This is a genomic window from Flavobacteriaceae bacterium (assembly GCA_014075215.1).
In the GTDB taxonomy this organism is placed as follows: domain Bacteria; phylum Bacteroidota; class Bacteroidia; order Flavobacteriales; family Flavobacteriaceae; genus Polaribacter.
In genome coordinates this window covers 161,739-185,023 of sequence record CP046177.1, presented here as the reverse complement: position 1 = coordinate 185,023, position 23,285 = coordinate 161,739, and the positions used below count along the sequence as shown (strand labels likewise).

Below are 23,285 nucleotides of genomic sequence, written 5' to 3'. Positions count from 1 at the left end.
ATAAGTGCACAGGATATAAGGCCTCAAGGAGTTGCAATTCCCAGAGTAACTAAAGACACGCTAAAACCGGGTAAAAAAGATACTGCCCGGGTTCAGAAAAATAACAGTTTGCTTTTAAAAAAGAAAGACACCGTTGCTTTGGATTCTGTCAAACCCAAAGAAGCTATTCAGAGTATTATTACACATACTGCTAAAGATTATACGGTACAAAATGCAAAAGAGAAAACAGTAACTTTATACAACGAAGCTCATGTTGTATATGGTGATATTGATTTAAAAGCCGGTATTATCATTGTTGATTATAAAAAAAATACACTATATGCAAAAGGTATTAAAGATAGTTTAGGCTATTTACAAAGGCCCGTATTTAGGCAGGGAGATCAGGAGTCTGAGCAAGACTCACTAGTGTACAATTTTAAGACTAAACAGGCTTTGATTTACAATTTAAAAACCATACAAGATCCGGGGATTACTACATACGGAGAAGTGACCAAAAGAGTGAATGATTCTACCATATATATTAGAAAAATTCGATTCACTACCTCGGAAAAAGAAAAGCCCGACTATTATATTTCAACAGATAGAGCTAAATTGGTTCCTAAAAAGAAAATCATTGTCGGAATGAGTAATTTGGTGATTGCCGATGTGCCTACTCCGCTGTTTTTACCATTTGCTTATTTCCCCATAGGAGAACGACGGAGTTCAGGTTTTATTATTCCTTCCTGGGGAGAGAATAGCCAACAAGGTTTTTTTTTACAGAATGGAGGATATTATTTTGCTATCAACGATTATTTTGATTTTACTGTTACCGGTGATTTGTATACAAACGGGAGCTGGGGGTTGAGAGGAGACTCCAATTATGTCGTCAGATATAAGTTTAATGGTAATTTTAGTGTGCGTTTTGAAAATATCATTCAAAGCCTCAGAGGATTTGATGATTTTTCCGAAGCTACTAATTTTAATATCCGATGGGCGCATAACCAAGATTCAAAAGCAAGCCCTAATTCCAGATTTTCCGCTTCGGTAAACTTAGGGAGTAGCCAGTATTTCAGGCAATCATTAAATGAATTCAATAATTCGCAATTTTTAACAAATACTTTTAACTCATCTGTTTCTTACCAAAAAAGATTTGTAGGAAGCCCTTTCAATTTAAATATTACGGCAACACATTCTCAAAATACCAATACTCGACGTATTTCCATGACGTTGCCATCACTACAATTAACGATGGACAGAATCTATCCTTTTACCGGAAAAGGAGGGGTAAAAAAGAATCCGATTCAAAAAATGGGGTTTAATTATACGATGCAGGGGGAGTATAGGATCAATACCGTTGACAGCTTATTTTTGAAACCTGAAATGTTTAGAAATGCAAAAGCCGGAATGCAGCATACGACCAATACAAGCACTAATATAAAAGTCTTCAAATATTTTACACTCTCTCCAAATATCAATTATAAAGAGGTGTGGAACTTTGATTATATCAACAGAACATACGATCCGAATCTCGTAAATGCTGACAATACCGTAGGAGGCACTGTGACAGATACTATCAGGGGTTTTAAAAGTTTTAGGGAATATACTACGGGGCTAAGCTTATCTACAAATATTTACGGTACGTTTAACTTTAAAAAAAGCAAAGGCCGTTTAAAATCTATTCGCCATACTATCAGGCCCTCCATATCCTATTCTTACCGTCCGGATTTTGCAGGTATCTATAACAGAACCGTACAGCAAAGTTCTGATCCTACGGATATCCTGACCTATTCTCCTTTTGAGCAAGGAGTGTATGGAAGGCCTAGTAGCGGGCTGAGTAACTCCATTGGAATTTCAATAAATAATGTGGTTGAAGGGAAAGTGGCACCTAAAGACCCGGATAGTGATGAAGAAGATAAAAAGATTACTATTTTAAATAATTTAAACTTTAGCACATCCTATAATATTGCAGCAGACAGTCTGCGTTGGTCTCCGGTGAGTGTAACTGCCGGTACTCGGCTATTCAAAGATAGAATGGCTGTAAATCTGGCAGCTTCCCTGGACCCTTATCAGGTAAATAGTAACGGGCAGCGAATTGATAAATTTAATGCGGGAATTTTTAGAATTGCCAGTGCAAATCTTACGGCCAATTATACATTATCCAATAAAGATTTTGAAAGTGATGAAAAGGATAAAGATCAGCAACAAAACAATAGTGGAAATGGAAATCAAAACACCCCGGATGTGCTGGGAGCCAATATAAACCCTACAAACAGGTTTGCAAATACCCCTCAAAATAGAGGCGGCGGAACAAAAAAGACAGAATTATACAAGGCCAAAATACCTTGGAATGTAAACCTGGCTTATACGGCAACATATGTTAATAACGGTGTCAGAAATATTGGGATTAGCATTCATTCGGTAATCTTCAGTGGTAACCTGGAACTTTCTCCAAAATGGAATGTAGGGTTTTCTTCGGGATATGATATTGTGGGAGGCGGGTTTACTTTCTCCAGATTTAATTTCTCCCGTGATCTGGATAGCTGGAAGTTTAATTTTAATTGGGTTCCCTTTGGAACGAATACTTCTTATAACTTCTTTATCGGTGTTAAATCTTCTGTTTTAAGTGATTTGAAATGGGATAAAAACCAACCACCGGATAGGGTTTTATTTTAAAACTACATTTATGAAAAAAATTATCCAAACAGACAAAGCTCCTGCCCCAATAGGGCCATATAATCAGGCAGTTTTAAGCGGAAATACCTTGTATATCTCCGGGCAGATTGCCATTGACCCGAAAAACGGAACATTGGCATTGGGAAATAGTATTGCCGAAGAAACCGAACTCGTCATGAAAAATTTAAAAGCAGTGTTAGAAGCTGCTGAAATGACTTTTGAACATGTGGCAAAAACATCTATTTTTATTTCGGATATGCATCATTTTTCAGAAATCAACAGTGTTTATGCACGCTATTTTGATGAAGCAACTGCACCTGCCAGAGAAACCGTAGAAGTTGCGAACTTACCTAAATTTGTGAATGTTGAAATCAGTATGATTGCTGTCAAATCATCGTAAATGATTCATGGAAAAAAAATCAGTGTTATTCTACCGGCATATAATGCAACTAAAACGCTGCGAAAAACATATGAAGAAATTCCGAAAGACATTGTAGATACTGTTATTTTAGTTGACGATTTCAGCACAGACAACACGTTTGAGCTTGCAAAGGAAATAGGTATCGATCATGTTATAAAACACGAAAAGAACAGAGGCTACGGAGCCAATCAAAAAACATGTTATCATAAAGCCTTGGAGTTGAATACAGATATTATTGTTATGTTGCATCCTGATTATCAGTATACTCCAAGAATCCTTCCGGCAATGGCCTATATGATTGCAAATGGAGTATACGATGTTGTAATCGGTTCCAGGATACTGGGGAAAGGAGCGTTAAAAGGAGGAATGCCTTTGTATAAATATTTCTTTAACAGGGTTTTGACATTTATTCAGAATATTTTAATGAATCAAAAGATGTCAGAATACCATACAGGGTACAGGGCTTTTTCCCGAAAAGTACTGGAAGGAATAAACTATCAAAAGAATTCGAATGATTTTGTTTTCGATAATCAAATGCTTGCTCAAATATGTTTTGCAGGGTTTTCAATTGGAGAGGTCAGCTGCCCGACAAAGTATTTTAAAGAGGCCTCCTCTATCAATTTTAACAGAAGTATTACGTATGGCTTAGGGGTTTTAAAAACTTCTTTTCAATATTTTCTATCCAAAAAAATGAACCTGAAAAATAGTCTTTTCCAAAAGGTTTCTTCCGCATGAGAAAAGATATTCTAAATAAAATAGCCATATTTTTTAGCCTTGTACTTCTTATCGTGTTATGGGCAGTTAGTTGTCAAAACAGTTTTTTTTGGGATACCGTTCAGTTAGGATCAAAGCATGCCCGGGTTTTTTACGAAAATAATTTTTCGGCTATCTTATTGCCTGACGAAATAGATAGTGGGCATATTCCTGCATTTGGCTGTCATATTGCATTATTTTGGAAGCTGTTTGACAAAACCTTATTTGTCAGCCATCTGGCTATTTTACCTTTTATTGTCGGGTTGTTTTGGCAAACCGTTCTGCTGGTTAAAAAATTTGTTCCCAAAGAAAACGTAGGAATTACTACACTACTCATCCTTTTAACGCCTACCCTTTTGGGACAAATAACGTTGGTTTCTCCTGATGTGCCGTTGGTTTTTTTCTTTCTGATGGCTGCTAATGCGGTGTTAAGCAACAACAAGTGGTTGATTTCATGCGCCATTGCTTGTTTATTTTTAACAAGTATGAGAGGTATGATGATTGCTGTTTGTTTGTTTATATTAGATGGATATGCAAATAAATTATTCAGTAAAAATATCAGGATACTCATTCCGAACCTTTTTAAAAGAGCTTGGATCTATACTCCCGCAATTTTGATATTTATTGTTTTTAATGTGTATCATTATACGGCAAAGGGCTGGATAGGATATCATGCAAATTCTCCTTGGGCCGATGCCTTTGAAAGAGTTGATTTTTCAGGGTTTTTAAAGAATGTTGCTATCTTGATCTGGAGGTTTTTAGACTATGGAAAAGCCTTTAGATTAGCAAATAGAAATAATTACTTAAAATAAAAACATAATAGTTATGATGAAATTTCTTTTTTTGCTTCTTTTTTTCTTTGTTAATAACTCTTATTTTGTTGATAACCAAAAACACAAAAGAACGGAGTGAACTTTAGCGGCCAGCTAGCTTTTTAGAGCCATCCCCCGTATTAGTCTCCGTTCTTTTTAAAAGTTACTTAGAACCATATAGAATTTCAGTTTCTGCCCTTATTAAAGGTCTTAGTTTAAGTAACTATTATTAATATCTAATTACAAAATTATGAAAACAAATGAAATTATCGGAATCGATGTCAGTAAATTATTAATTGATGTTTGTATCTATTCTAAACAAATTGTTCAACAGTTTGAGAACAGTAAATCTGGATTTAAATTAATGCTAAAGTGGAGTTTTAAAAATTCGTCTTTCTCTAAAGAAGAAACCATGTTTGTATTTGAACATACAGGAATGTACTCTCATTTATTATCTGTGTCTTTAACTGAACAAAAATTATCTTTTTTCATAGCTTCTGGTTTAGAAATTAAAAGATCTATTGGTATTGCTCGTGGAAAGGATGACCAAATTGATGCCAAACGCATTGCTCTATATGGGTATCGATTAAAAGAAGAACTTAAACCCAGTAAGCTACCTAAAAGAAGTATATTACAACTAAAAAGTCTCTTATCTTTAAGGACAAAACTTAACAAACAAAGAGCTGGTTTTAAAGTTACTTTGAAAGAACAAAAAAGAATTTATAAAGCAAAAGAGTATAAAATAATCTTTGACGTTCAACAAAAAATGATTGCAGAACTAACCAAACAAATACACAAGATTAATACTCAAATGCAAGCTATTATTGACCAAAATATAATGTTAAAAGAAACCTATAAACTTGTTACTAGTGTTAAAGGTATAGGAATGCAAACTGCTATAATGATGATTGTGTTTACTGACAATTTTTCAAAATTTGAAAACTGGAGAAAGTTTGCCTCTTATTGTGGTGTTGCTCCTTTTCCTTACCAATCTGGAACTAGTATTAAAGGACGTACAAAAGTCTCTCATTTGGCTAATAAAAAATTGAAAGCAATTATTAATATGTGCGCTATTTCTGCTATACAACATAACCCAGAAATGAAATTATACTATCATAAAAGAATAAAACAAGGCAAAAGTAAAATGAGTACCGTTAACATTATTAGAAACAAATTAATAGCAAGAGTGTTTGCCGTTGTCAAACGACAAACACCCTATGTAGATACTTTTAAATTTGCTGCATAAATTAGTAAAAATAATATCTCAACTTTTACTTGTTTTTATCATAGAATACGGGGGTTTTTATGATAGGATTGATTCTTTTTATACAGTACGTAAAACAAAAAAGAAAAGACAAAAAGACAACAATGTTACTTTTTTTTACGGTTATTCTGACTCTTTTTATGACCGTAAATATGCTTTGGGCAAAAAATTTATCTGCTCATAGATATTTATTGCCTGTCTTTTTGATTGCTACCTTACTCGTTGCTCATTTATTATTTTTAAATCATATCAAAGAATCACTTAGAAAAGTAGTCTTAGCGATATGGATATTAACAATTACTACCGGAAGTTTTTGGATATATCCGCAAAGAATATCTCAAGGGTGGGATGCTACCATAGCACATCTGCCTTATTATGAACTAAGGCATCAGGCAATTGCTTATTTGGAAGACAACCGAATTGACATCAAAGATGTGGCTTCTTTTTTTCCAAATCTGAGCCGATTTACAGATATTGATTTGGTTGAAGACCAACGCTCTTTTGTAGGTTTTAATCAACCGCATACATATGCCTTACATGCAAATGTATATAATGTTTCCGATGAGAATTTGAGTCTTTTATCTGATCGTTATCAATTAATTAAAGAGTTTAAAAAGCATCGTATTTATATAAGGATATATAAAATGATACCCAAAAGCATCATAAAGTAGTCCAATCTGTGAAAATTTCAAATTAATTCGATTTTCCCGAAATTTTCAAACCCGGAATCTGGAACCATAATGAGACCTTTGCAAAATAGTGATATATTTCGTATTGAAATTGACTTGGCTTCAAATTTCTTCCTTCTCGAAAATTTTAAATCCTCAAAACCAACCGGTTATTCCGGTTGAAAATGTTCTTCGGGTGTCGAACTTTTTTGTCAAATAAATTCTGTAAAGGCCTCATAATATTAAAGAGATGCTGAATATTCTAAAAGGTCTATAATCTTGGTGGCATAACCAAATTCATTGTCATACCAGGAGATTATCTTAAAGAAATTCCCATTTAATGCCAAGCTAGCTTTTGCGTCCACAATGGAAGTCCGGGTGTCAGATACAAAATCTTGTGAAACTACCTCATCTTCCGTATAGCCTAAAATTCCTTTTAGTTCGTTTTCCGAGGCATTTTTCAGAGCTGCTAAAATAGCTTCCAAAGAAGTTGTTTTTTCGGTTCTAAAAGTCAAATCCACTAACGATACGTCTGCCAAAGGAACCCTTACGGCCATTCCTGTTAGTCTTCCTTCCAGTGCGGGAATTACTTTGGTTACTGCTTTAGCGGCCCCTGTAGTTGCAGGAATAATATTGTTTAATACCGACCGTCCTCTTCTTCTGTTCCCGTTCGGGCTGTCTACAATTCCCTGCCCGGATGTTGCCGCATGTACCGTAGTCATTAGTCCTTCTTCCAGTTCAAAGTTTTCATGAATCACTTTTGCTAACGGTGCCAGGCAGTTTGTAGTACATGAGGCATTTGAAAAAATATCTTCGTCGGCAGCTAGTGTAGTGTGGTTTACACCCATCACAAACATATTCGCATCTTTAGACGGCGCAGAAATAATCACTTTTTTTGCACCTCCTTTTATGTGTAAGCCTGCTTTTTCTTTTGTCAAGAAAAAACCTGTAGATTCAACCACATAATCTGCTCCCACTGCATCCCAAGCTAAATTTTCGGGATTTCTTTCTGCAGTTACTCTGATCGCTTTACCGTTTACTACGAGTTTTCCGTCTTTTACTGCTACATCTCCCTGAAAACGCCCGTGTACCGAATCGTATTTTAATAAGTATGCCAGGTAATCTACATCCAACAGGTCGTTAATGGCAACAACTTTCATGTTTTCACGGCTTATTGCTGATCTAAGAGCAAGCCTTCCTATTCTTCCGAATCCGTTTATTCCTATTTTAATCATTGTGTAGTGTTTTCTTTAGTTGGTTTATATTTTATGTTGTCATGATATCAGAAACTCTCAATAATTCCATATTAATAGTATGGCCTCCTTTTATTGCTTCTTCCAGATCGGTAGCAATCACCTTATTATCTTTTAAGCCAACCATTAAATTGGTTTTATGATCTAAAATTAATTCTACGGCTTTTACACCTAGCCTGCTTGCCAAAACCCTGTCAAAACAGGAAGGGCTTCCTCCTCGTTGCATATGCCCTAATACTGAGACTCTTACATCATATTCCGGTAAGTTTTTTTCTACGTAATCTGCCAGTTCATATACATTTTTTCCGGATCTGTCTCCTTCAGCTACTACAACAATGCTCGATGATTTCCCCGCTCTTCTGCTTTTCTTGAGTGACTCCAGCATTCTGTCCAACCCCAAATCTTCTTCGGGAATTAAAATTTCTTCCGCACCTGCTCCAACTCCGGCATTTAGTGCTATAAATCCGGCATCTCTACCCATTACCTCTACAAAAAACAGCCTATTGTGTGAAGATGCTGTATCTCTGATTTTGTCAATGGCTTCTACGGCAGTATTTAGTGCCGTATCATATCCCAGAGTGTGCGATGATCCGAAAATATCATTATCTATAGTTCCGGGAATCCCAATAATCGGGAACTTGTATTCCCGGTTAAAAATAACTCCACCTGTAAAGGAACCGTCACCGCCAATTACTACTAAAGCCCGGATATTGTTTTCTAACAAATGGCCATAAGCCTTTTTTCTTCCTTCTTTGGTTCTGAATTTTTCAGAGCGGGCAGATTTAAGAATGGTACCTCCTTTGTGGATGATATTGTTGACACTTCTTGCTGTCAGTGGTAAAAAATCTCCTTCAATCATTCCCTGATATCCTCTGTATATACCCATACATTCTGTTCTGTAGTAGGCGCAAGTCCTCACTACCGAACGTATGGCAGCATTCATTCCCGGAGCATCTCCTCCGGAGGTCATGACCGCTATTTTTTTAATTTTTTTCATCTGTTTTACAGATGTAAAAATACTTAATATTACTTATTTCGGACAAAAAAAAACGAAAACGATTTCGATTTAATACTAAAAAGAATATTAAAGTGGTCTAAAGATTGTGTGAGGAAAATTTCAAAGTTCAAGTTAAAAAACACAGGCTTAGTTACGCCGAGTATTTTTAGCGATGGAATTTGGAATTTTCATAGCAAGATTGGATTATTTTCATATTCTTTTGGATATAAGTGGTTTAATTACCAATCAAACTCATAAAATAATTTTATTTTTACCTGTTTAGTTACAACCGGTAAAAAAGATACAACTACATGGGATTACATCAATTATCTCCAAAACTTTTTGCATGCAAGCACAGCAGGGAGTTGGCAGAAAAAATTGCCAAAGCGTACGGTGTGGAATTAGGAAAGGTAAAAACCTCTCATTTCAGTGACGGAGAATTTCAGCCTGCCCTGGAAGAATCCGTAAGAGGGCGCAGGGTTTTTATTATAGGTTCTACATTTCCGAATGCAGATAACCTTATGGAGATGCTATTGGTGTTAGATGCGTCAAAAAGGGCATCAGCAAGACACATTACGGCAGTGATCCCTTATTTTGGATGGGCTCGCCAGGACAGAAAAGACAAGCCCAGAGTGGCTATCGGAGCAAAACTGGTAGCTAATTTATTGCAAGCTGCCGGAGCTACCAGAATTATGACAATGGATTTACACGCAGATCAGATTCAGGGTTTTTTTGAAAAACCTGTAGATCACTTATATGCATCGACTATTTTTATGCCGTATATAAATAACCTGAATTTAAAAAATTTAACCATTGCATCTCCGGATATGGGAGGTTCAAAAAGAGCTTATGCATATTCCAAATATTTGCATTCCGATGTAGTTATCTGCTATAAACAACGTAAAAAAGCCAATGTCATTTCTCATATGGAACTCATAGGAGAGGTTAAAGGCAAAAATGTCATTCTGGTTGACGATATGATCGATACCGGAGGAACGCTAACCAAAGCCGCGTATTTAATGATAGAAAGAGGAGCTTTGAGTGTGCGTGCGATATGTACACATGCTATATTATCCGGAGATGCCTATCAGAAGATAGAAAACTCGAAACTGACTGAATTAATTGTCTCGGATACCATACCGTTAAAAAAGAGTACTTCTAAAATAAAAGTTGTATCTTGCGCCCTTTTATTTGCTGATGTGATGCAAAAAGTTCAGGAAAATACATCCATTAGCGATCAATTTTTAATGTAAATAAGTATACGTAAGTAATGAAATCAATTACAATCAAAGGATCAAAAAGAGAAAGCGTGGGCAAAGTAGCTACCAAAGCCTTACGTAATGCTGGTATGGTTCCTTGCGTTTTATACGGAGGAGATAAACCGGTTCATTTTTCGGCAGAAGAAAAAGCGTTCAAAAGTTTAGTTTATACTCCAAATGTATATACTGCAACGATTGACATTGACGGAGAAAAGCTCCCGGTTATTATGCAAGATATTCAATTTCATCCGGTTTCGGATAAAATTTTGCATGTAGATTTTTATCAGTTATTTGACGATAAAGAAATTACGATGAATATTCCCGTAAAATTAGTAGGGACTTCACCGGGTGTTTTAAACGGAGGGTCTTTACGTTTCACAAATCGTAAACTAAGAGTAAAGGCATTGCCTGCCAATCTACCCGATTTTATAAATGCGGATATTTCCAGGCTAAACATTGGAAACAAATTATTTATTACCGAGCTAATGAATGATGCTTATACATTTATGCATCCGGAAAATACAGTAGTCGTACAGGTAAGAACTTCCCGTAATGCTTCTAAAGAGGAGGAAGCTACAGAAACTGAAGCGGCTACAACAGAATAATACAAATTAGTATAAAAAAACCGAAAAAAGCGTTACACATGTGACGCTTTTTTATTTTATTACTTTTGTGTAATGCATTTGCGCAACATCTTTTTTAAAAATTCAAAAAAGAATACGGAAAAGTTTATGAAAAAGCTTTTGATCATAGGATTAGGAAATATTAGCGAAAAATATACCCATACGCGTCATAATATCGGGTTCCGCATTGTAGAGGCTTTGGCAGAAGAACACGAGGCCACATTTGAATCTCATAAACTGGGCGATATCACTCGTTTTCGTTTTAAAGGAAGAAGTTTTATACTATTAAAGCCAAGTACATATATGAACTTAAGCGGAAAAGCGATTACTTATTGGATGGGGAAAGAAAAAATTTCATTGGAAAATATATTGGTCATTACAGATGATATCCATATTGATTTTGGAACCATTAGAATCAAGGCTAAAGGAAGTTCCGGAGGGCATAACGGGCTAAAAGATATCCAGGAGAAATTAAATACACAGCAATATGCCCGTTTCCGATTTGGGATAGGAGGTGATTATCCGAAAGGGAGGCAAATTGATTTTGTGCTGGGGACATGGACAAAAGATGAAGAGATCCGATTGATAGAGCGCTTGTCCGTAGCGACAAAAGCAATCATTTCTTTTGGCACTGACGGAATACATAATACCATGAATTTTTTTAATGGAAAATAAACTGACTTCAGTATCTCAAGTCTGTTGAATTGAAAAAGTTACAAAGTGAAAAGTTTACTTGATGTCAATTTGAACTTGAAACTCTCAAACTTTGTAACTTTAAACAGTGAGACCTTTGAATTGATTTGACAAAAAAGTTCGACACCCGAAGAAAATTTTCAACCGGAATAACCTGTTGGTTTTGAGGATTTAAAATTTTCGAGAAAGAAGAAATTTGAAGTCAAATCAATCCAAATACGGAATATATCACTATTTTGCAAAGGTCTCCGGTATTATAATCTTTGTTAACCTATCTGTTTTTATATTGACTACCATTTTAAATATTGAGACTGCTACTAAAAACTGTTCGGTAAGTATTGCTGTAAACGGTGTTGTAATTGAAGTAAAAGAAGTAACGGATGTGAACTATTCGCATGCGGAAAAATTGCATCCGTTTATTTTGGAAGTAGTATCAAAGGGCAACGGTACTTTTAAAGATATAGATGCCATAGCCATAAGTAAAGGCCCCGGCTCATACACCGGTCTTAGAATTGGTGTTTCGGCAGCAAAGGGGCTTGCTTTTGTATTGGGTATTCCGCTCATTTCCGTCGATACATTAACTTCTTTGGCTTTGTCTGTTAGTGTTGGAAAAGGATTCATTGTGCCTATGTTAGATGCCAGAAGGATGGAGGTATATGCTACTGTTTTTGATAGCAATGTGCAAAAAATCAGAGAAACAAAAGCTGAAATAATTGACAACAACTCATTTCAGGATTACCTGGAAAAAGATACTGTTTATTTTCTGGGAGACGGCTCCCAAAAATGTAAAGAAATAATTACACATCCAAATGCTGTTTTTATAGATGATAAACTTCCTTCGGCTAGGGAGATGGCATCGCTTTCATATCGCAAGTACAAAGAAAACCATACTGAAAATATCGCTTATTTCGAACCTTTTTATTTAAAAGATTTTATAGTTACTAAAAGTAAATTATAGCGCTTCGTAATACCTCAATATCTTTTTTAAATGAGCAGCTTTTTTAATATTTAATTTGTTAGCTTTTATATACGATTTTATGAACTCATTGACTTTTTGTTTTTAACCGAAAATGAACTGAAATTTAACTAGATAAGGCACTTTTTGAAAGCTATAGCAATGCTACAGGTAAGAAAAGTAACGAAATATAGGTGAATTTCAGTCATTTTTTGTAACTTCTATCTGATCAGTAAAAGCATTATATCTTCCTATTAGCTTAAGTTTGGTATTTGTTTTAAAACCCATTTTATCATCAAAAATATAAGGGCTCCCTTCCAGATTTTTGCTTTCTATCTTCTTATAAATCACTGGCCCATAAATACGTCACCATCATAACCAATCTCCCCTGCCAAAGGATTAAAATTAACCTGAGAAAAAGAAAAAGGAACAGATAACAACCATAGCAGGATACTAAATTTGATTTTCATAGTAGTATGATTTACGAGTTTTCAAAGGTAAGCCAAAAAAGCTTCCGAATGTGTTAATAAAATCAGTATAATTGTTAAAATAGCAGGTACAGCTTGTACATAAAAAAGCTTGATTTTTTTAGTTGACCAAGCCCCATATACCCCTGCAATGGTTACAAAAGATAAAAATAATACACTCAAATACAGATCATTTGTAATAACAGAAATTAGTAAACCAAGACTTAAAAAACCATTATACAAGCCTTGATTGGCTGCCATGACCTTTGTGTCTTCTGCTAATTGTTTATCTCTTATTCCAAAAACTTTCATGGTTTTAGGTTTAGTCCACAAAAACATTTCTAAAATTAAAAAATAAAGATGCGCTACTGCTACAAAGACGATAAGGAAAATTTCTAAATATTTCATACCTAAATATAATCATTTTTTAATTATCCGTTACTACACCCAATTGTATTTTTTTGACAAATAGTAATCAATTTTAATTTGATATTCAATGAATTAAAAAATTCAAAGATTTAAGAAATCAGCTAACAATTCCTTTTAGGTATCTAAATAGATATAGAACTCGTTTAGACTTTTTCAATTTGCTAAAAAATCGCTGTTTCCCGCTCTGTTTTTGTCTTTTTCTCCTTCCGTAGCGCTATGTAACTCAAAAAAGCCTTCAACAAAGCTAAAAACTTCTAATTTTCGCTTACATCCAAAAAGTTTAAATAAGTTCGAAGCTTAAATTTTTAAGGTTATAGTTAAGTTTGGAAAAAAATGTCTTAGAAGTGCTAAAAATTCCAACGCACAATCAGATAATGTACGTTTTTTAGTTTCTGTCTGCGGGAAACAAACATTAAAAATTGCAATGAATAATCAGAAATATTTTTTCATAAATGTAATTTTTCTATTTAACCAATAGCCGTTGCCCAATAGATAATGTATCACTTTCCAAGCCGTTTATTTCTTTTATCTTTTCTACGGAAATATGAAACCTCTTGGAGATCGAATATAAAGTATCTCCTTTTTTTACCTGGTAATAATACGGAATTGTTTTTTTTAATTCTTCTTTTATTATGGGTTTAAGTTCCTTAGTTTCCTGCCTGGCAAATCTCGCAAGGTCTTTTTTCCTTAATTTATCAAATTCATATAACTTATAATCTTCTATAATTTTAATGAGTTTTCTGGCATATTTTCTGTCAGTGGCATATCCTGCTTTTTTCAGACCTCTTGCCCAACCTTTATAATCTGTTTTTCTTAGTTTAAATAAATTAGCATACCTCCTTCTTAGTGATAAAAATTTAGAGTGGTCTCTATAAGAAGTTTGTACATATTGATATTTTCTAAAACATTCTCCTTTTCTGTCATCATCATGATATACTCTTTCTCCTTTCCAATTGTTATGACATTTGATTCCAAAATGATTTTTTGATTTTAATGCTAATCGGCTCCTGCCATTGCCGGATTCTAATATCCCCTGTGCCAGTGTTATACTGGCAGGAATTTTATAGTCAATCATTTCCAGTACGGCAATAGAAGCGTACTTACTAATGTATTTTAAGGTATATTTATTTAGATCTTTCCGGCTTTTCTGAAGTTTTTTAACATGCTGAATTTGTTTTACAGATGGTAATTTTTTAGGTTTGGGTTCATTGAGAACCACTCCGGGGTTTCTTTTTTTATAAGCTGCATTCTTATTAGAACCACAGCTCGATAACAGAGCAAGAGCACTTATGAATAGAACTATTTTTAACCTCATACAATAATTTGTAATTTTTTGTTCTTCTTATTTAGCATATGGTTAAACCCTTTTATTCCTTGCAATCCTCCCGTGTGAATCATTAAGATATTACTTTTGTCAGGGAATGTATTTTTTTTAATCATATCCAATATTCCAAATGCCATTTTTCCGGTATATAAGGGGTCTAACTGAATAGTGGTTTCTTTTTTAAATCGGTTTATAAAATGTATCAATGCCGCATTGTATTTGGCATACCCTCCAAAATGATAATTCGTTTCCAATCGCCAGTTTTTACGGTTGCCGACAAATTGCTTTATGACATCTTCTAAAAAATGTCCTTTTAACACAGGAAAACCTATTATTTTCTGCTTTTCGTTTGCTGATGTTATCAATCCCGAAATGGTACCTCCGGTTCCGACACAACAACAAATATAATCAAACCTTGTGTCTTCTGCCGTTAAAATCTTCTGGCAACCTTTTACTGCCAGTTTATTTGTACCTCCTTCCGGATTAAATAAAAAGCTCCAAAACTATTTTCCAACTTTTCTATAAACGCTCGTTTATGTTTTTTTCCATACTCTTCTCTGGACACAAACACAAATTGCATTCCGTTTTTATGTGCCAGTTGTAATGTTGCATTGGTAGTTAGTGTTTTTTCCATATCCGCTCCTAATTCGTCTCCCCTGATAACTCCTATTGTTTTAAACCCGCTCTGTTTTCCTGCTACTGCCGTTGCTTCTATATGATTGGAAAAAGCGCCTCCAAAAGTTACAAGTGTTTTGTATTTATTAGCTTTTGCTTCTAATAAATTATAGATGAGCTTTCTAAATTTATTACCCGAAATATAGGGGTGTATCTGATCTTCTCTTTTTATAAATAATTGAATTTGTGTGTGTGCCAGTTCCGGCAGCATTAGTTGCTGATTTTTCATTTTCAAATCTAAAAAACTTATGAATAAGAGGCTACCTGTTGCTCTATCTGTGCCCATTCTTCCATAAGCTTATCGATTTTTTCTTTTTTAGATTGATACTTCTCAAAAAATCCGGGTTGAGAGGCTACCTCTTCGTAATTTTGAGTTAAACGAATATCTATATCGGCAATCTCAGATTCCAAATCCGATATTTGAGTTTCAATTTTAGACAATTTATTCTGCCATTTTTTAAGTTCTTTATTTGATGCTCCGGAAAGCACTTGTGATTCTTTTTTAGAAGTCGTTTTTTCTACTTCCCGTAAGTTCTCCATTTTATGGTGTTCCAGGAAATAATCAATATCGCCCAGGTACTCTTTAATCACTTTATCTCTAAATCCGTATACGGTAGATACGAGCCCCTGCAAAAAGTCTCTGTCGTGAGAAACCACAATGAGCGTTCCATTAAAATTTTGCAACGCTTTTTTTAATACGCTTTTGGAGGCAATATCCAGATGATTCGTGGGCTCATCCATAATCAGTACATTGAAAGACGTTAGTAATAGCTTACATAAAGCCAGCCTGTTTCGCTCTCCCCCGGACAATACTTTTGCTTTCTTATCTACAGCCTCTTCTCCAAATAAAAATGCACCCAACAGGTCTCTCACACGCATACGGTTAGTATCATTTGCGGCGTCTTCCATAATCTCCAAAACCGTTTTTTCGGGAGGTAGGTGTTCCGATTGATTTTGTGCAAAGTATCCTATTTCCACATGGTGACCCAACTTTAATTTTCCTTCAAAAGAAGTTTCTCCGACCAATATTTTAGCCAAGGTAGATTTCCCCTGGCCGTTTTGACCCACAAATGCAATTTTACTGTTACGCTCAATTATCAGGTTTACATTTTCCAGCACATGATTAGCGCCATAACTTTTAGAAAGTTGCTCTGTTTCAAGTATAATTTTTCCCGGGTTTTTAGAAATGGCAAAGCGTACATTCATCACAGTGTGATCTTCCGCGTCTACCTCAATTCGCTGTACTTTATCTAATTTTTTAATTAAAGACTGTGCCATAGAGGCTTTATTTGCCTTGGCTCTAAACTTGTCTATGAGTTGCTGTGCCTGTTTGATTTCCTTGTCTTGATTCTTTTGGGCCTGAAGCTGCTTTTCTTTAATTTCCGCCCGTAGTTTTAAAAACTCGGTATAGGGTTTTTTATAATCGTAAATCCGACCCAGAGAAATTTCAATGGTACGGTTTGTCACATTATTCAGAAACATTTTATCATGAGATACCAATACGATAGCTCCCGGATATGATTTTAAAAAATTTTCCAGCCAAATAATAGATGCTATATCTAGGTGGTTGGTAGGCTCGTCTAACAGCAGTATATCATTATTTTGCAACAATAATTTTGCCAATTCAATCCGCATACGCCAACCTCCGGAAAAAGTGTCTGTCAGTTTATGAAAATCTTTACGCTGAAAACCAAGTCCTTGTAATATTTTTTCCGTATCTCCCTGATAATTATACCCTCCTAATAATTCGTATCGTTCGGTCAATTCTGTTAACTCAACGATTAATTGATTATACGATTCGGTTTCATAATCCGTTCGGGTTTCCAGTCGATAATTAATGCTTTTCAGATTCATCTCAATTTCAATAATCTCTTCAAAAGCTTGATAAGCTTCTTCCAAGATGGTTCTTCCTTTTACAAAATCTATATCCTGCCTTAAAAACCCTATGCGAATCTCTTTATCAAAAGCAATGGTTCCTCCGTTGCTTTCCATATCTTTAGACAAGATTTTTAAAAGCGTGGATTTTCCCGCACCATTTTTCCCAATCAGCCCAACACTGTCTCCTTTATTTAATTTAAAAGTGATCCCGGAAAATAAATCGGTTCCACCGAATGAAACCGTTAAATTATGGACATTAACCATGGGTGTGCTATCATTTTCTTATCTGCAAATCTAAGTAATACGGTTTAAAGTTGGAAAGTGTAAAAGTTATAAAGTTTCAGGTTTAAAGTCTGAGCATTCTAAACCCGAAACTTTTAACTTGATCGGTTTTTAACGACATGCGTACCTGTGTTTTTTATAACTCTTTTCATGTCTTTTCTTTGCTGCTCTACATTTTTTGTAGGTTTTAAAACTTCTTGTAGTTCGGATACAATTATAGTTTAAGTTTTTATGCTTATAATGATTCGTACAACAGCCATACCAGGTTTTAACTTCTTTAGGCTTATTGTTACTAAAATTTGTAAAAGCATAACTAATCGCTATAAGACAAACCAGTACTAAGGGGATAAATAATTTTTTCATGATCTATATAATTTTTAGTTAAACAATACCACAAAAATCAATGATTCCCTTTTAAGAAAATATCCCTATGATTAGGTAAATTAATGGTATAAATGGTTTATCTGGAAAAAAGACATGAATAGTAAACCGAACCCCAATTTTGTTCATGGCTCAGACTTGCTCCTAATAACAAAATATCTGGCGGTAAGGTGCTAAGTAATAGAATACCTAAAGGCAGTAGTAGATTAAAAATTGCACTTAGATACTCTGCTAATGCAATAGGCAATTTAAAAGATACTCATTTATCAGACTTTTTTAACCGTATCGCCTACAGAAAAGGCAGACAAGCCGCTGTAAGTGCTACAGCTAGAAAACTTGCTACCATAATTTGAACCATGATTGTAAAACAAGTGCTTTATCATCCTCCAACTCAATATTTGTTCCTAGATCAAAAAAGAAAACCGGGAATAGTTAAAAGAATTAAGAAACAAATGGCTAAATTTGACCTAAAACCTGACGACATTGGATTTAGTAACGCACTGAATGACAATAATATTTTTTAACGTTAGTCAGAATTTAAAACAAATTGAACATTGAAAAACCACATAATTAAATTCTCAGTACTGGTATTTGTAATATTTCTAAATGCTTGCAAGACCGAAAAATCGAATACAAAAGAAAGTGATTCTTCAGCCGAAGAAAATTTTTATCTTGGACAAAAACCACCAGGTTTAATTCCTGAAATTTTTGCCCCAGGAATAGTTTCAATAAATGGAAGATATGAACATGGTATTTCGTTTTCTCCTGATTTAGAAGAATTATATTTCGGAGCTAATTATGAAGATCAATATCCAAGTATCTATTTCTCAAAACCCGAAGGCAAAAAAGTGGTGAAATGCATCCATTTGTGAACTCTAATGGGACAATGATTCATTTTGCAGCTCATGACACTTTTACATTACCTCACTATAAAGAATCAGTTAAAACTTGGTATGTAAAACGCTCAGGGGATTCTTGGAGCAAAGCAAAACAACTAGATTCACCTATAAATGATGATTTTGTTTTTTATTCGAATGAAGCGAAAAACGGATATCTTTATTATACAAATTTGTCAAAACGAAAAATGTATTATGCGCCTAAAATAAATGATAAATATCCTGAAGTACATGAACTTGGAACCGGAGGTTTTCACGGTTTTATTTCTCCATCTCAAGATTATTTAGTTGTAAATGCCAGAAACAAAGAAGATAATCAAAGAAAAAGCGATATATATGTCTATTTTAAGAAAAAAAAGGTGGATGGTCAAAGGCCATTAACCTTGGAAGTGAAGTAAATTCTAATTTTGCTGAAACATGTCCAAGCATCACTCCGGATGGTAAATATTTATTTTTTGGCAGATATAATGAAAAGCGGGAATTATCAAACTTTTATTGGGTGAGTACAGAGATTATAGAAAAACTAAGACCAAAACAATAAAAAAACTATTGGCAACATTCATATGACAAGAAAAGAGTTTATTAAGATTTGCAGTTTATTTAGCATTAGCATTCCCTCTCCCTTTCAATCAGTTTTAGTGTCTTGTAAATCTGATAATGACACTTCTCGAACTGACTTTGACGGAACTATACTCATCATAGGTGCAGGTGCTGCAGGATTGACCGCAGGACATTTGTTAAGCCAACGAGGTATTGACTTTCAAATTTTAGAAGCCTCTTCAGTTTACGGTGGTAGAATGAAAAGAACAATGGATTTTGTAGATTTCCCCGTACCATTGGGTGCAGAATGGTTACATGTTGAACGAGGTATTTTTGACGAGATCATAAACAATTCATCTGTACAGGTGGATACTCAAACCACATCTTATGACCAAAATGTTGATTATGCATTGTATGAAGGTCAGCAAGTTTCAATGGCTGATTTGGGGTTTACTATTGATCAAAAATTTATAAGTTCTTCTTGGTTTGATTTTTTCGAGCAATATGTTGTCCCGTCAATCCAGAATAAAATAACATTTAATAAAATTATACAGTCGATTGATTACTCCGGTGAGAAGGTTATAGTCAATACATCAAATGACGAATTTGAAGCGGACAAAATTATTATTACTGTACCGGTGAAAATGCTTCAGAATGGTTCTATTTCATTTACACCAGAACTACCTGATGGCAAGTTAGATGCCATAAATAATGTAACTGTATGGGATGGTTTTAAAGCTTTTATCGAGTTTTCAGAAAAATTTTACCCTACAGCTATCGGCTTTGATATTACACCAGAGACAGCAGGTCAAAAACTATACTATGATGCAGCATACGGACAAAACTCTAATCGCCACATTTTAGGTTTATTTACGGTTGGTTCAGGCACACTTCCTTACAGACAGTTATCTGATAGTGAATTAATTAATTATATGTTAGGCGAACTCGATGGGATGTTTAACGGTCAGGCATCATCAAATTATGTAAATCATATTTCGCAAAATTGGAATAATGAACCTTTTGCCAATGGAGCATATGTATACGACCACGAAGATTGGAGAAGAGTGAGGATACTTGGAGAATCGGTAAACAACAAGCTCTTTTTTGCTGGGACAGCATATACAATTGGAGATGATTGGGGCAGCGTGCATACAGCAGCACGTTCAGCAATAAAATCTGTGAATGAAATATTACAATAAAAAAACTGCTTAAATTTTTTAAAAATCGGTCAACTTTTACAAAATCATGGGCTTGTGCAATATTACCCAAAGTGTTTTAATTCGTTAAAGTTAACTCCATAGCTATAAGATTGTATTTATTTCTATATTTTTTTGAATTATCATTATTATTTTTCCAAGTTTTCATCCATTTACCTTGACTGAAAATCCAACTATTCTTATTCGTTTTACTTGACACAAGCCCAATTTTTGGTGCGTATTGAATTCCGATATGTTTTTTCTTAGAACCTTTTACTGTGTAATTGAATTCATATTTGTTGTTTTCAACTAGTAACCATTCAAAAGCAATGAAAAATCCATTTTTTGGAAATTCTATATTTAATTCAGAGATATTTATCTCAGTTAGATTTTTACCTTTTTTAGCAATTACGATAATATTTTTATCATAAATATAATTTTCAGGCTCACCATTTTCGTTAGCTCCATAAAGTCTTATATTAAATTTAGAATCTTTAGTTTTGCTCTTTGTTAAAATTTTTATTGTTTCTAAAAATGATGTTTCCTTGTAATTTTCTTTGAATTCAAAATATCTTGCAGAAATCCAAAGTGTTGTGCCACAAGCAAAATAATGGTTGATTTTTGATTTTTTAAAACCTCCAATTGTTAGTATCTGGTTTGGTTTATTGGATTTAATTACAACTTCATTTAATTGTGTTATTACAGGATTTAATTTAACAATGCTTTGGACAGAATCTGATATAATTCTCTTTGTCTCAAACCCGATCGCAGAAAAAATAATAATTTTTGAAGCACCAACTGTTAATTCAAATTTGCCATTTTCATTTGAAGTAGTTCCAACGTTTTCATTTTCTATCCAAATATTTACATAGGGGATTTTTTCTTTCGTTTCGCCGTCAATTATAACAGATTTTAATTGACAGAAGCAAAGGTTTGAAATTAACAAAAATACTGTTGCAAAGAGCTTTCCCATATTGTGGTAACGATCTAGGCTGTGAGTAGTTGGTGAACAAGCTACAAACTTTCTTCGTGATATACAAACTCTGAAAACTTCAGTATCTTCTCTCAAAGCGAAACGAAAACAAGCAATTACTTATAAAATTATGTTTATAATGTCATAATCACAATCTACTAGTTGAACGAATGTATGCAACCTTTACTATTACAATAGTATCGCTGCCTTGCTAGCTTATTTGTTCAAGCCTCCTAATGTTCAGATATAAGCATCTCCAAAAGTATTTTTTACCTCAGATACAATTTGCTTAATATCTTGCTCTGCATTTTTGGGGCATATCAGCAAAGCATCTTCTTTTTCTACAACAATAAAGTCTTGTAACCCCTGAACGACTACCTTTTTACCGTTTTGTGTTTTTATCATATTGCCACCGGCATCTCTGAACAACACATCTGGGCCCACAACTGCATTGTGATGGGTATCCTTTTCCAATTTATGATAAAGAGAACCCCAGGTACCCAGATCATTCCAACCAAAATCTACGGGAAGCACATGTACATTTTTTGCACGCTCCATGATACCAAAATCTATAGAAATATTTTCTGCATGTTTGTAATGTTCTTTCATAAATAATTTCTCATTGCTCGTATTGTAAATATTGGCCACATCAAATAATGCTTTCATCTCAGGTAAATACATCTCAAAAGCATTGATAATACTCTTAACAGACCATACAAAAATACCGGCATTCCAAAGATAATCACCATTCTTTAAAAATTTCTCGGCAGTTTCCAGATCGGGTTTTTCCGAAAAACTTTTTACCTTTTTTATTTCAGTATTGCTTTTTTCATATTGAATATAACCATAACCTGTGCTGGGTGTATTGGGTTGAATTCCCAAAGTCATTAAAATATCATTTTCGGAAGCTGCTTTATATGCAGTTTCCACAGATCTGATAAACCCGGACTCATCATCAATCCAATGGTCGGAAGGAGCAACTAGCATCACTCCGTTCTTATTTATCTGGTATATTTTTAAAGCCGTATATAAAATACAGGGAGCGGTATTTCTCATAGAAGGTTCCAACAGTAGTTGATCTTTTCCCAATTCGGGTAATTGCTCCAATACTAAATCTTGGTACCGTTCGTTCGTTGCAACGAAAATATTTTTTGGCGGAACCAATCCATTAATCCTCTCAAAAGTTTGCCGAATTAAAGAATTTCCGGTTCCCAGCATATCGTGGAACTGTTTGGGAAATTTTTCCGTGCTTACAGGCCAAAACCTGGATCCGACCCCACCGGCCATCACTAATGCATAATAATTATTCATGTGTCATCATTTTTACCTCCGCATTTTGGTTAAATAAATAGGTTTTATTCGTTTTTATTTGAAGGCACTCATACCGGGTTCTTCTTTTAATGCCTTTCTTGTAAAGCATGCCTTTAAAAATAAAAATATCTCCTAACGGGAGGTCAAAGATAAAACTCTTACCTTTAACAGCACTATTCCCTTTTAAAGCTAAAGTCAAATTTACATCGGAACCGGTGCTTGCCTTAGGGTTCTTTAGGTAATTAGCTAAGGGTTTGAGAATAGCATCCGGGTAAATTTCCGGAGTTAAAAAAGGCAATATTAAATGCTGAAAAGTCTGTTTCCATTCCTTCCCATGAGGTTTTATTTTACCATATGTCAGATACGCTACTTGATGTGCAATTTCATGAATCAATGTTAATAAAAATTGATACGGATTCAAATTATTGTTGACCGTGATTTGAAGTTCCCCGTTAGGAAGCCTTTTAAAATCACCGTGTTTGGTTTGACGCTCATTGACAATTTTCAGGTTGATCGTATAGGTATCAATTAAAAGAAGAATCAAAGGAACTGCTTTTTCGGGAATGTATTTTGAAAAATTCAA

Annotated in this window: 23 protein-coding genes and 2 pseudogenes; 15 read left to right on the top strand and 10 right to left on the bottom strand. The window is 34.5% G+C overall.

Annotation, left to right across the window (positions count from 1 at the left end):
• Positions 1-36 precede the first annotated feature (36 nt).
• The 6 genes from GKR88_00990 (at position 37) to GKR88_00965 (ending at position 6,573) form a co-directional block, all read left to right on the top strand.
• Entirely contained in the window at positions 37-2,652 is a 2,616-nt protein-coding gene (locus GKR88_00990; protein QMU66605.1) for an LPS-assembly protein LptD, read from the top strand.
• A gap of 10 nt (positions 2,653-2,662) precedes the next feature.
• Positions 2,663-3,052 carry a RidA family protein gene (locus GKR88_00985; GenBank protein ID QMU62984.1) on the top strand — a complete coding sequence of 130 codons (390 nt, stop codon included), beginning with the start codon at positions 2,663-2,665 and terminating at the stop codon, positions 3,050-3,052.
• Positions 3,053-3,808, top strand: coding sequence for a glycosyltransferase (locus tag GKR88_00980; GenBank protein QMU62983.1), 756 nt, complete (start codon positions 3,053-3,055; stop codon positions 3,806-3,808).
• Positions 3,805-4,638, top strand: a complete 834-nt coding sequence (locus GKR88_00975; GenBank protein QMU62982.1) for a hypothetical protein — start codon at positions 3,805-3,807, stop codon at positions 4,636-4,638. Before GKR88_00980 ends, GKR88_00975 begins: the two co-directional genes overlap by 4 nt.
• Positions 4,639-4,888: 250 nt before the next feature.
• Positions 4,889-5,884, top strand: a complete 996-nt coding sequence (locus tag GKR88_00970) for a transposase (GenBank protein QMU62981.1) — start codon at positions 4,889-4,891, stop codon at positions 5,882-5,884.
• Positions 5,885-6,006: 122 nt separating this feature from the next.
• The gene (locus GKR88_00965; GenBank protein ID QMU62980.1) at positions 6,007-6,573 is read left to right on the top strand and encodes a hypothetical protein; all 567 of its coding nucleotides are present in this window, start codon (positions 6,007-6,009) and stop codon (positions 6,571-6,573) included.
• Between the two features lie 239 nt (positions 6,574-6,812).
• On the opposite strand, the gene gap is transcribed toward GKR88_00965, so the two are convergent.
• Both gap and pfkA read right to left on the bottom strand, forming a co-directional pair.
• Positions 6,813-7,805, bottom strand: a complete 993-nt coding sequence (gene gap / locus GKR88_00960) for a type I glyceraldehyde-3-phosphate dehydrogenase (protein ID QMU62979.1) — start codon at positions 7,803-7,805, stop codon at positions 6,813-6,815.
• 31 nt (positions 7,806-7,836) lie between these two features.
• Positions 7,837-8,820, bottom strand: coding sequence for a 6-phosphofructokinase (gene pfkA, locus GKR88_00955; GenBank protein QMU62978.1), 984 nt, complete (start codon positions 8,818-8,820; stop codon positions 7,837-7,839).
• Positions 8,821-9,131: 311 nt separating this feature from the next.
• Between pfkA and prs the strand changes: the two genes are divergently transcribed.
• The 4 genes from prs to tsaB all read left to right on the top strand — a co-directional run bounded on the left by prs (position 9,132) and on the right by tsaB (position 12,353).
• Complete coding sequence (gene prs, locus GKR88_00950) at positions 9,132-10,073, top strand: ribose-phosphate diphosphokinase (GenBank protein QMU62977.1); 942 nt, start codon at positions 9,132-9,134, stop codon at positions 10,071-10,073.
• Positions 10,074-10,090: 17 nt separating this feature from the next.
• Positions 10,091-10,684, top strand: coding sequence for a 50S ribosomal protein L25/general stress protein Ctc (locus tag GKR88_00945; protein ID QMU62976.1), 594 nt, complete (start codon positions 10,091-10,093; stop codon positions 10,682-10,684).
• Between the two features lie 126 nt (positions 10,685-10,810).
• A complete protein-coding gene (locus GKR88_00940; GenBank protein QMU62975.1) occupies positions 10,811-11,377 on the top strand; it encodes an aminoacyl-tRNA hydrolase in 567 nt (188 codons plus the stop codon).
• A 304-nt stretch (positions 11,378-11,681) separates the two neighbouring features.
• Positions 11,682-12,353: a tRNA (adenosine(37)-N6)-threonylcarbamoyltransferase complex dimerization subunit type 1 TsaB gene (gene tsaB, locus GKR88_00935; GenBank protein ID QMU66604.1), complete on the top strand. Its 672-nt coding sequence runs from the start codon at positions 11,682-11,684 to the stop codon at positions 12,351-12,353.
• 488 nt (positions 12,354-12,841) lie between these two features.
• Here tsaB and GKR88_00930 read toward each other — a convergent pair whose 3' ends face one another.
• From GKR88_00930 to GKR88_00910, 5 genes and pseudogenes are all read right to left on the bottom strand, one after another.
• A complete protein-coding gene (locus GKR88_00930; protein QMU62974.1) occupies positions 12,842-13,225 on the bottom strand; it encodes a DUF1304 family protein in 384 nt (127 codons plus the stop codon).
• A gap of 484 nt (positions 13,226-13,709) precedes the next feature.
• Complete coding sequence (locus GKR88_00925; GenBank protein ID QMU62973.1) at positions 13,710-14,561, bottom strand: LysM peptidoglycan-binding domain-containing protein; 852 nt, start codon at positions 14,559-14,561, stop codon at positions 13,710-13,712.
• Positions 14,558-15,474, bottom strand: a pseudogene (locus GKR88_00920) (pyridoxal-phosphate dependent enzyme). Before GKR88_00920 ends, GKR88_00925 begins: the two are co-directional and overlap by 4 nt.
• 17 nt (positions 15,475-15,491) lie before the next feature.
• Entirely contained in the window at positions 15,492-17,387 is a 1,896-nt protein-coding gene (locus tag GKR88_00915; protein ID QMU62972.1) for an ATP-binding cassette domain-containing protein, read from the bottom strand.
• Between the two features lie 129 nt (positions 17,388-17,516).
• Complete coding sequence (locus tag GKR88_00910) at positions 17,517-17,768, bottom strand: hypothetical protein (protein QMU62971.1); 252 nt, start codon at positions 17,766-17,768, stop codon at positions 17,517-17,519.
• A gap of 143 nt (positions 17,769-17,911) precedes the next feature.
• On the opposite strand from GKR88_00910, the pseudogene GKR88_00905 reads away from it, so the two are divergent.
• From GKR88_00905 to GKR88_00885, 5 genes and pseudogenes are all read left to right on the top strand, one after another.
• A pseudogene (locus GKR88_00905) lies at positions 17,912-18,310 on the top strand (IS110 family transposase).
• A 30-nt stretch (positions 18,311-18,340) separates the two neighbouring features.
• Positions 18,341-18,658 carry a hypothetical protein gene (locus GKR88_00900; protein QMU62970.1) on the top strand — a complete coding sequence of 106 codons (318 nt, stop codon included), beginning with the start codon at positions 18,341-18,343 and terminating at the stop codon, positions 18,656-18,658.
• Positions 18,643-19,080 carry a hypothetical protein gene (locus tag GKR88_00895; protein ID QMU62969.1) on the top strand — a complete coding sequence of 146 codons (438 nt, stop codon included), beginning with the start codon at positions 18,643-18,645 and terminating at the stop codon, positions 19,078-19,080. Before GKR88_00900 ends, GKR88_00895 begins: the two co-directional genes overlap by 16 nt.
• Positions 19,059-19,223, top strand: coding sequence for a hypothetical protein (locus tag GKR88_00890; GenBank protein ID QMU66603.1), 165 nt, complete (start codon positions 19,059-19,061; stop codon positions 19,221-19,223). Before GKR88_00895 ends, GKR88_00890 begins: the two co-directional genes overlap by 22 nt.
• A 22-nt stretch (positions 19,224-19,245) precedes the next feature.
• A complete protein-coding gene (locus tag GKR88_00885; protein QMU62968.1) occupies positions 19,246-20,421 on the top strand; it encodes an NAD(P)-binding protein in 1,176 nt (391 codons plus the stop codon).
• Between the two features lie 76 nt (positions 20,422-20,497).
• Here GKR88_00885 and GKR88_00880 read toward each other — a convergent pair whose 3' ends face one another.
• The 3 genes from GKR88_00880 to GKR88_00870 form a co-directional block, all read right to left on the bottom strand.
• Positions 20,498-21,391: a carboxypeptidase-like regulatory domain-containing protein gene (locus GKR88_00880; protein QMU62967.1), complete on the bottom strand. Its 894-nt coding sequence runs from the start codon at positions 21,389-21,391 to the stop codon at positions 20,498-20,500.
• Positions 21,392-21,631: 240 nt separating this feature from the next.
• The gene (locus GKR88_00875; GenBank protein ID QMU62966.1) at positions 21,632-22,702 is read right to left on the bottom strand and encodes a mannose-1-phosphate guanylyltransferase; all 1,071 of its coding nucleotides are present in this window, start codon (positions 22,700-22,702) and stop codon (positions 21,632-21,634) included.
• A complete protein-coding gene (locus GKR88_00870) occupies positions 22,695-23,285 on the bottom strand; it encodes a sprT domain-containing protein (protein ID QMU62965.1) in 591 nt (196 codons plus the stop codon). The genes GKR88_00875 and GKR88_00870 overlap by 8 nt, the downstream gene beginning before the upstream one ends.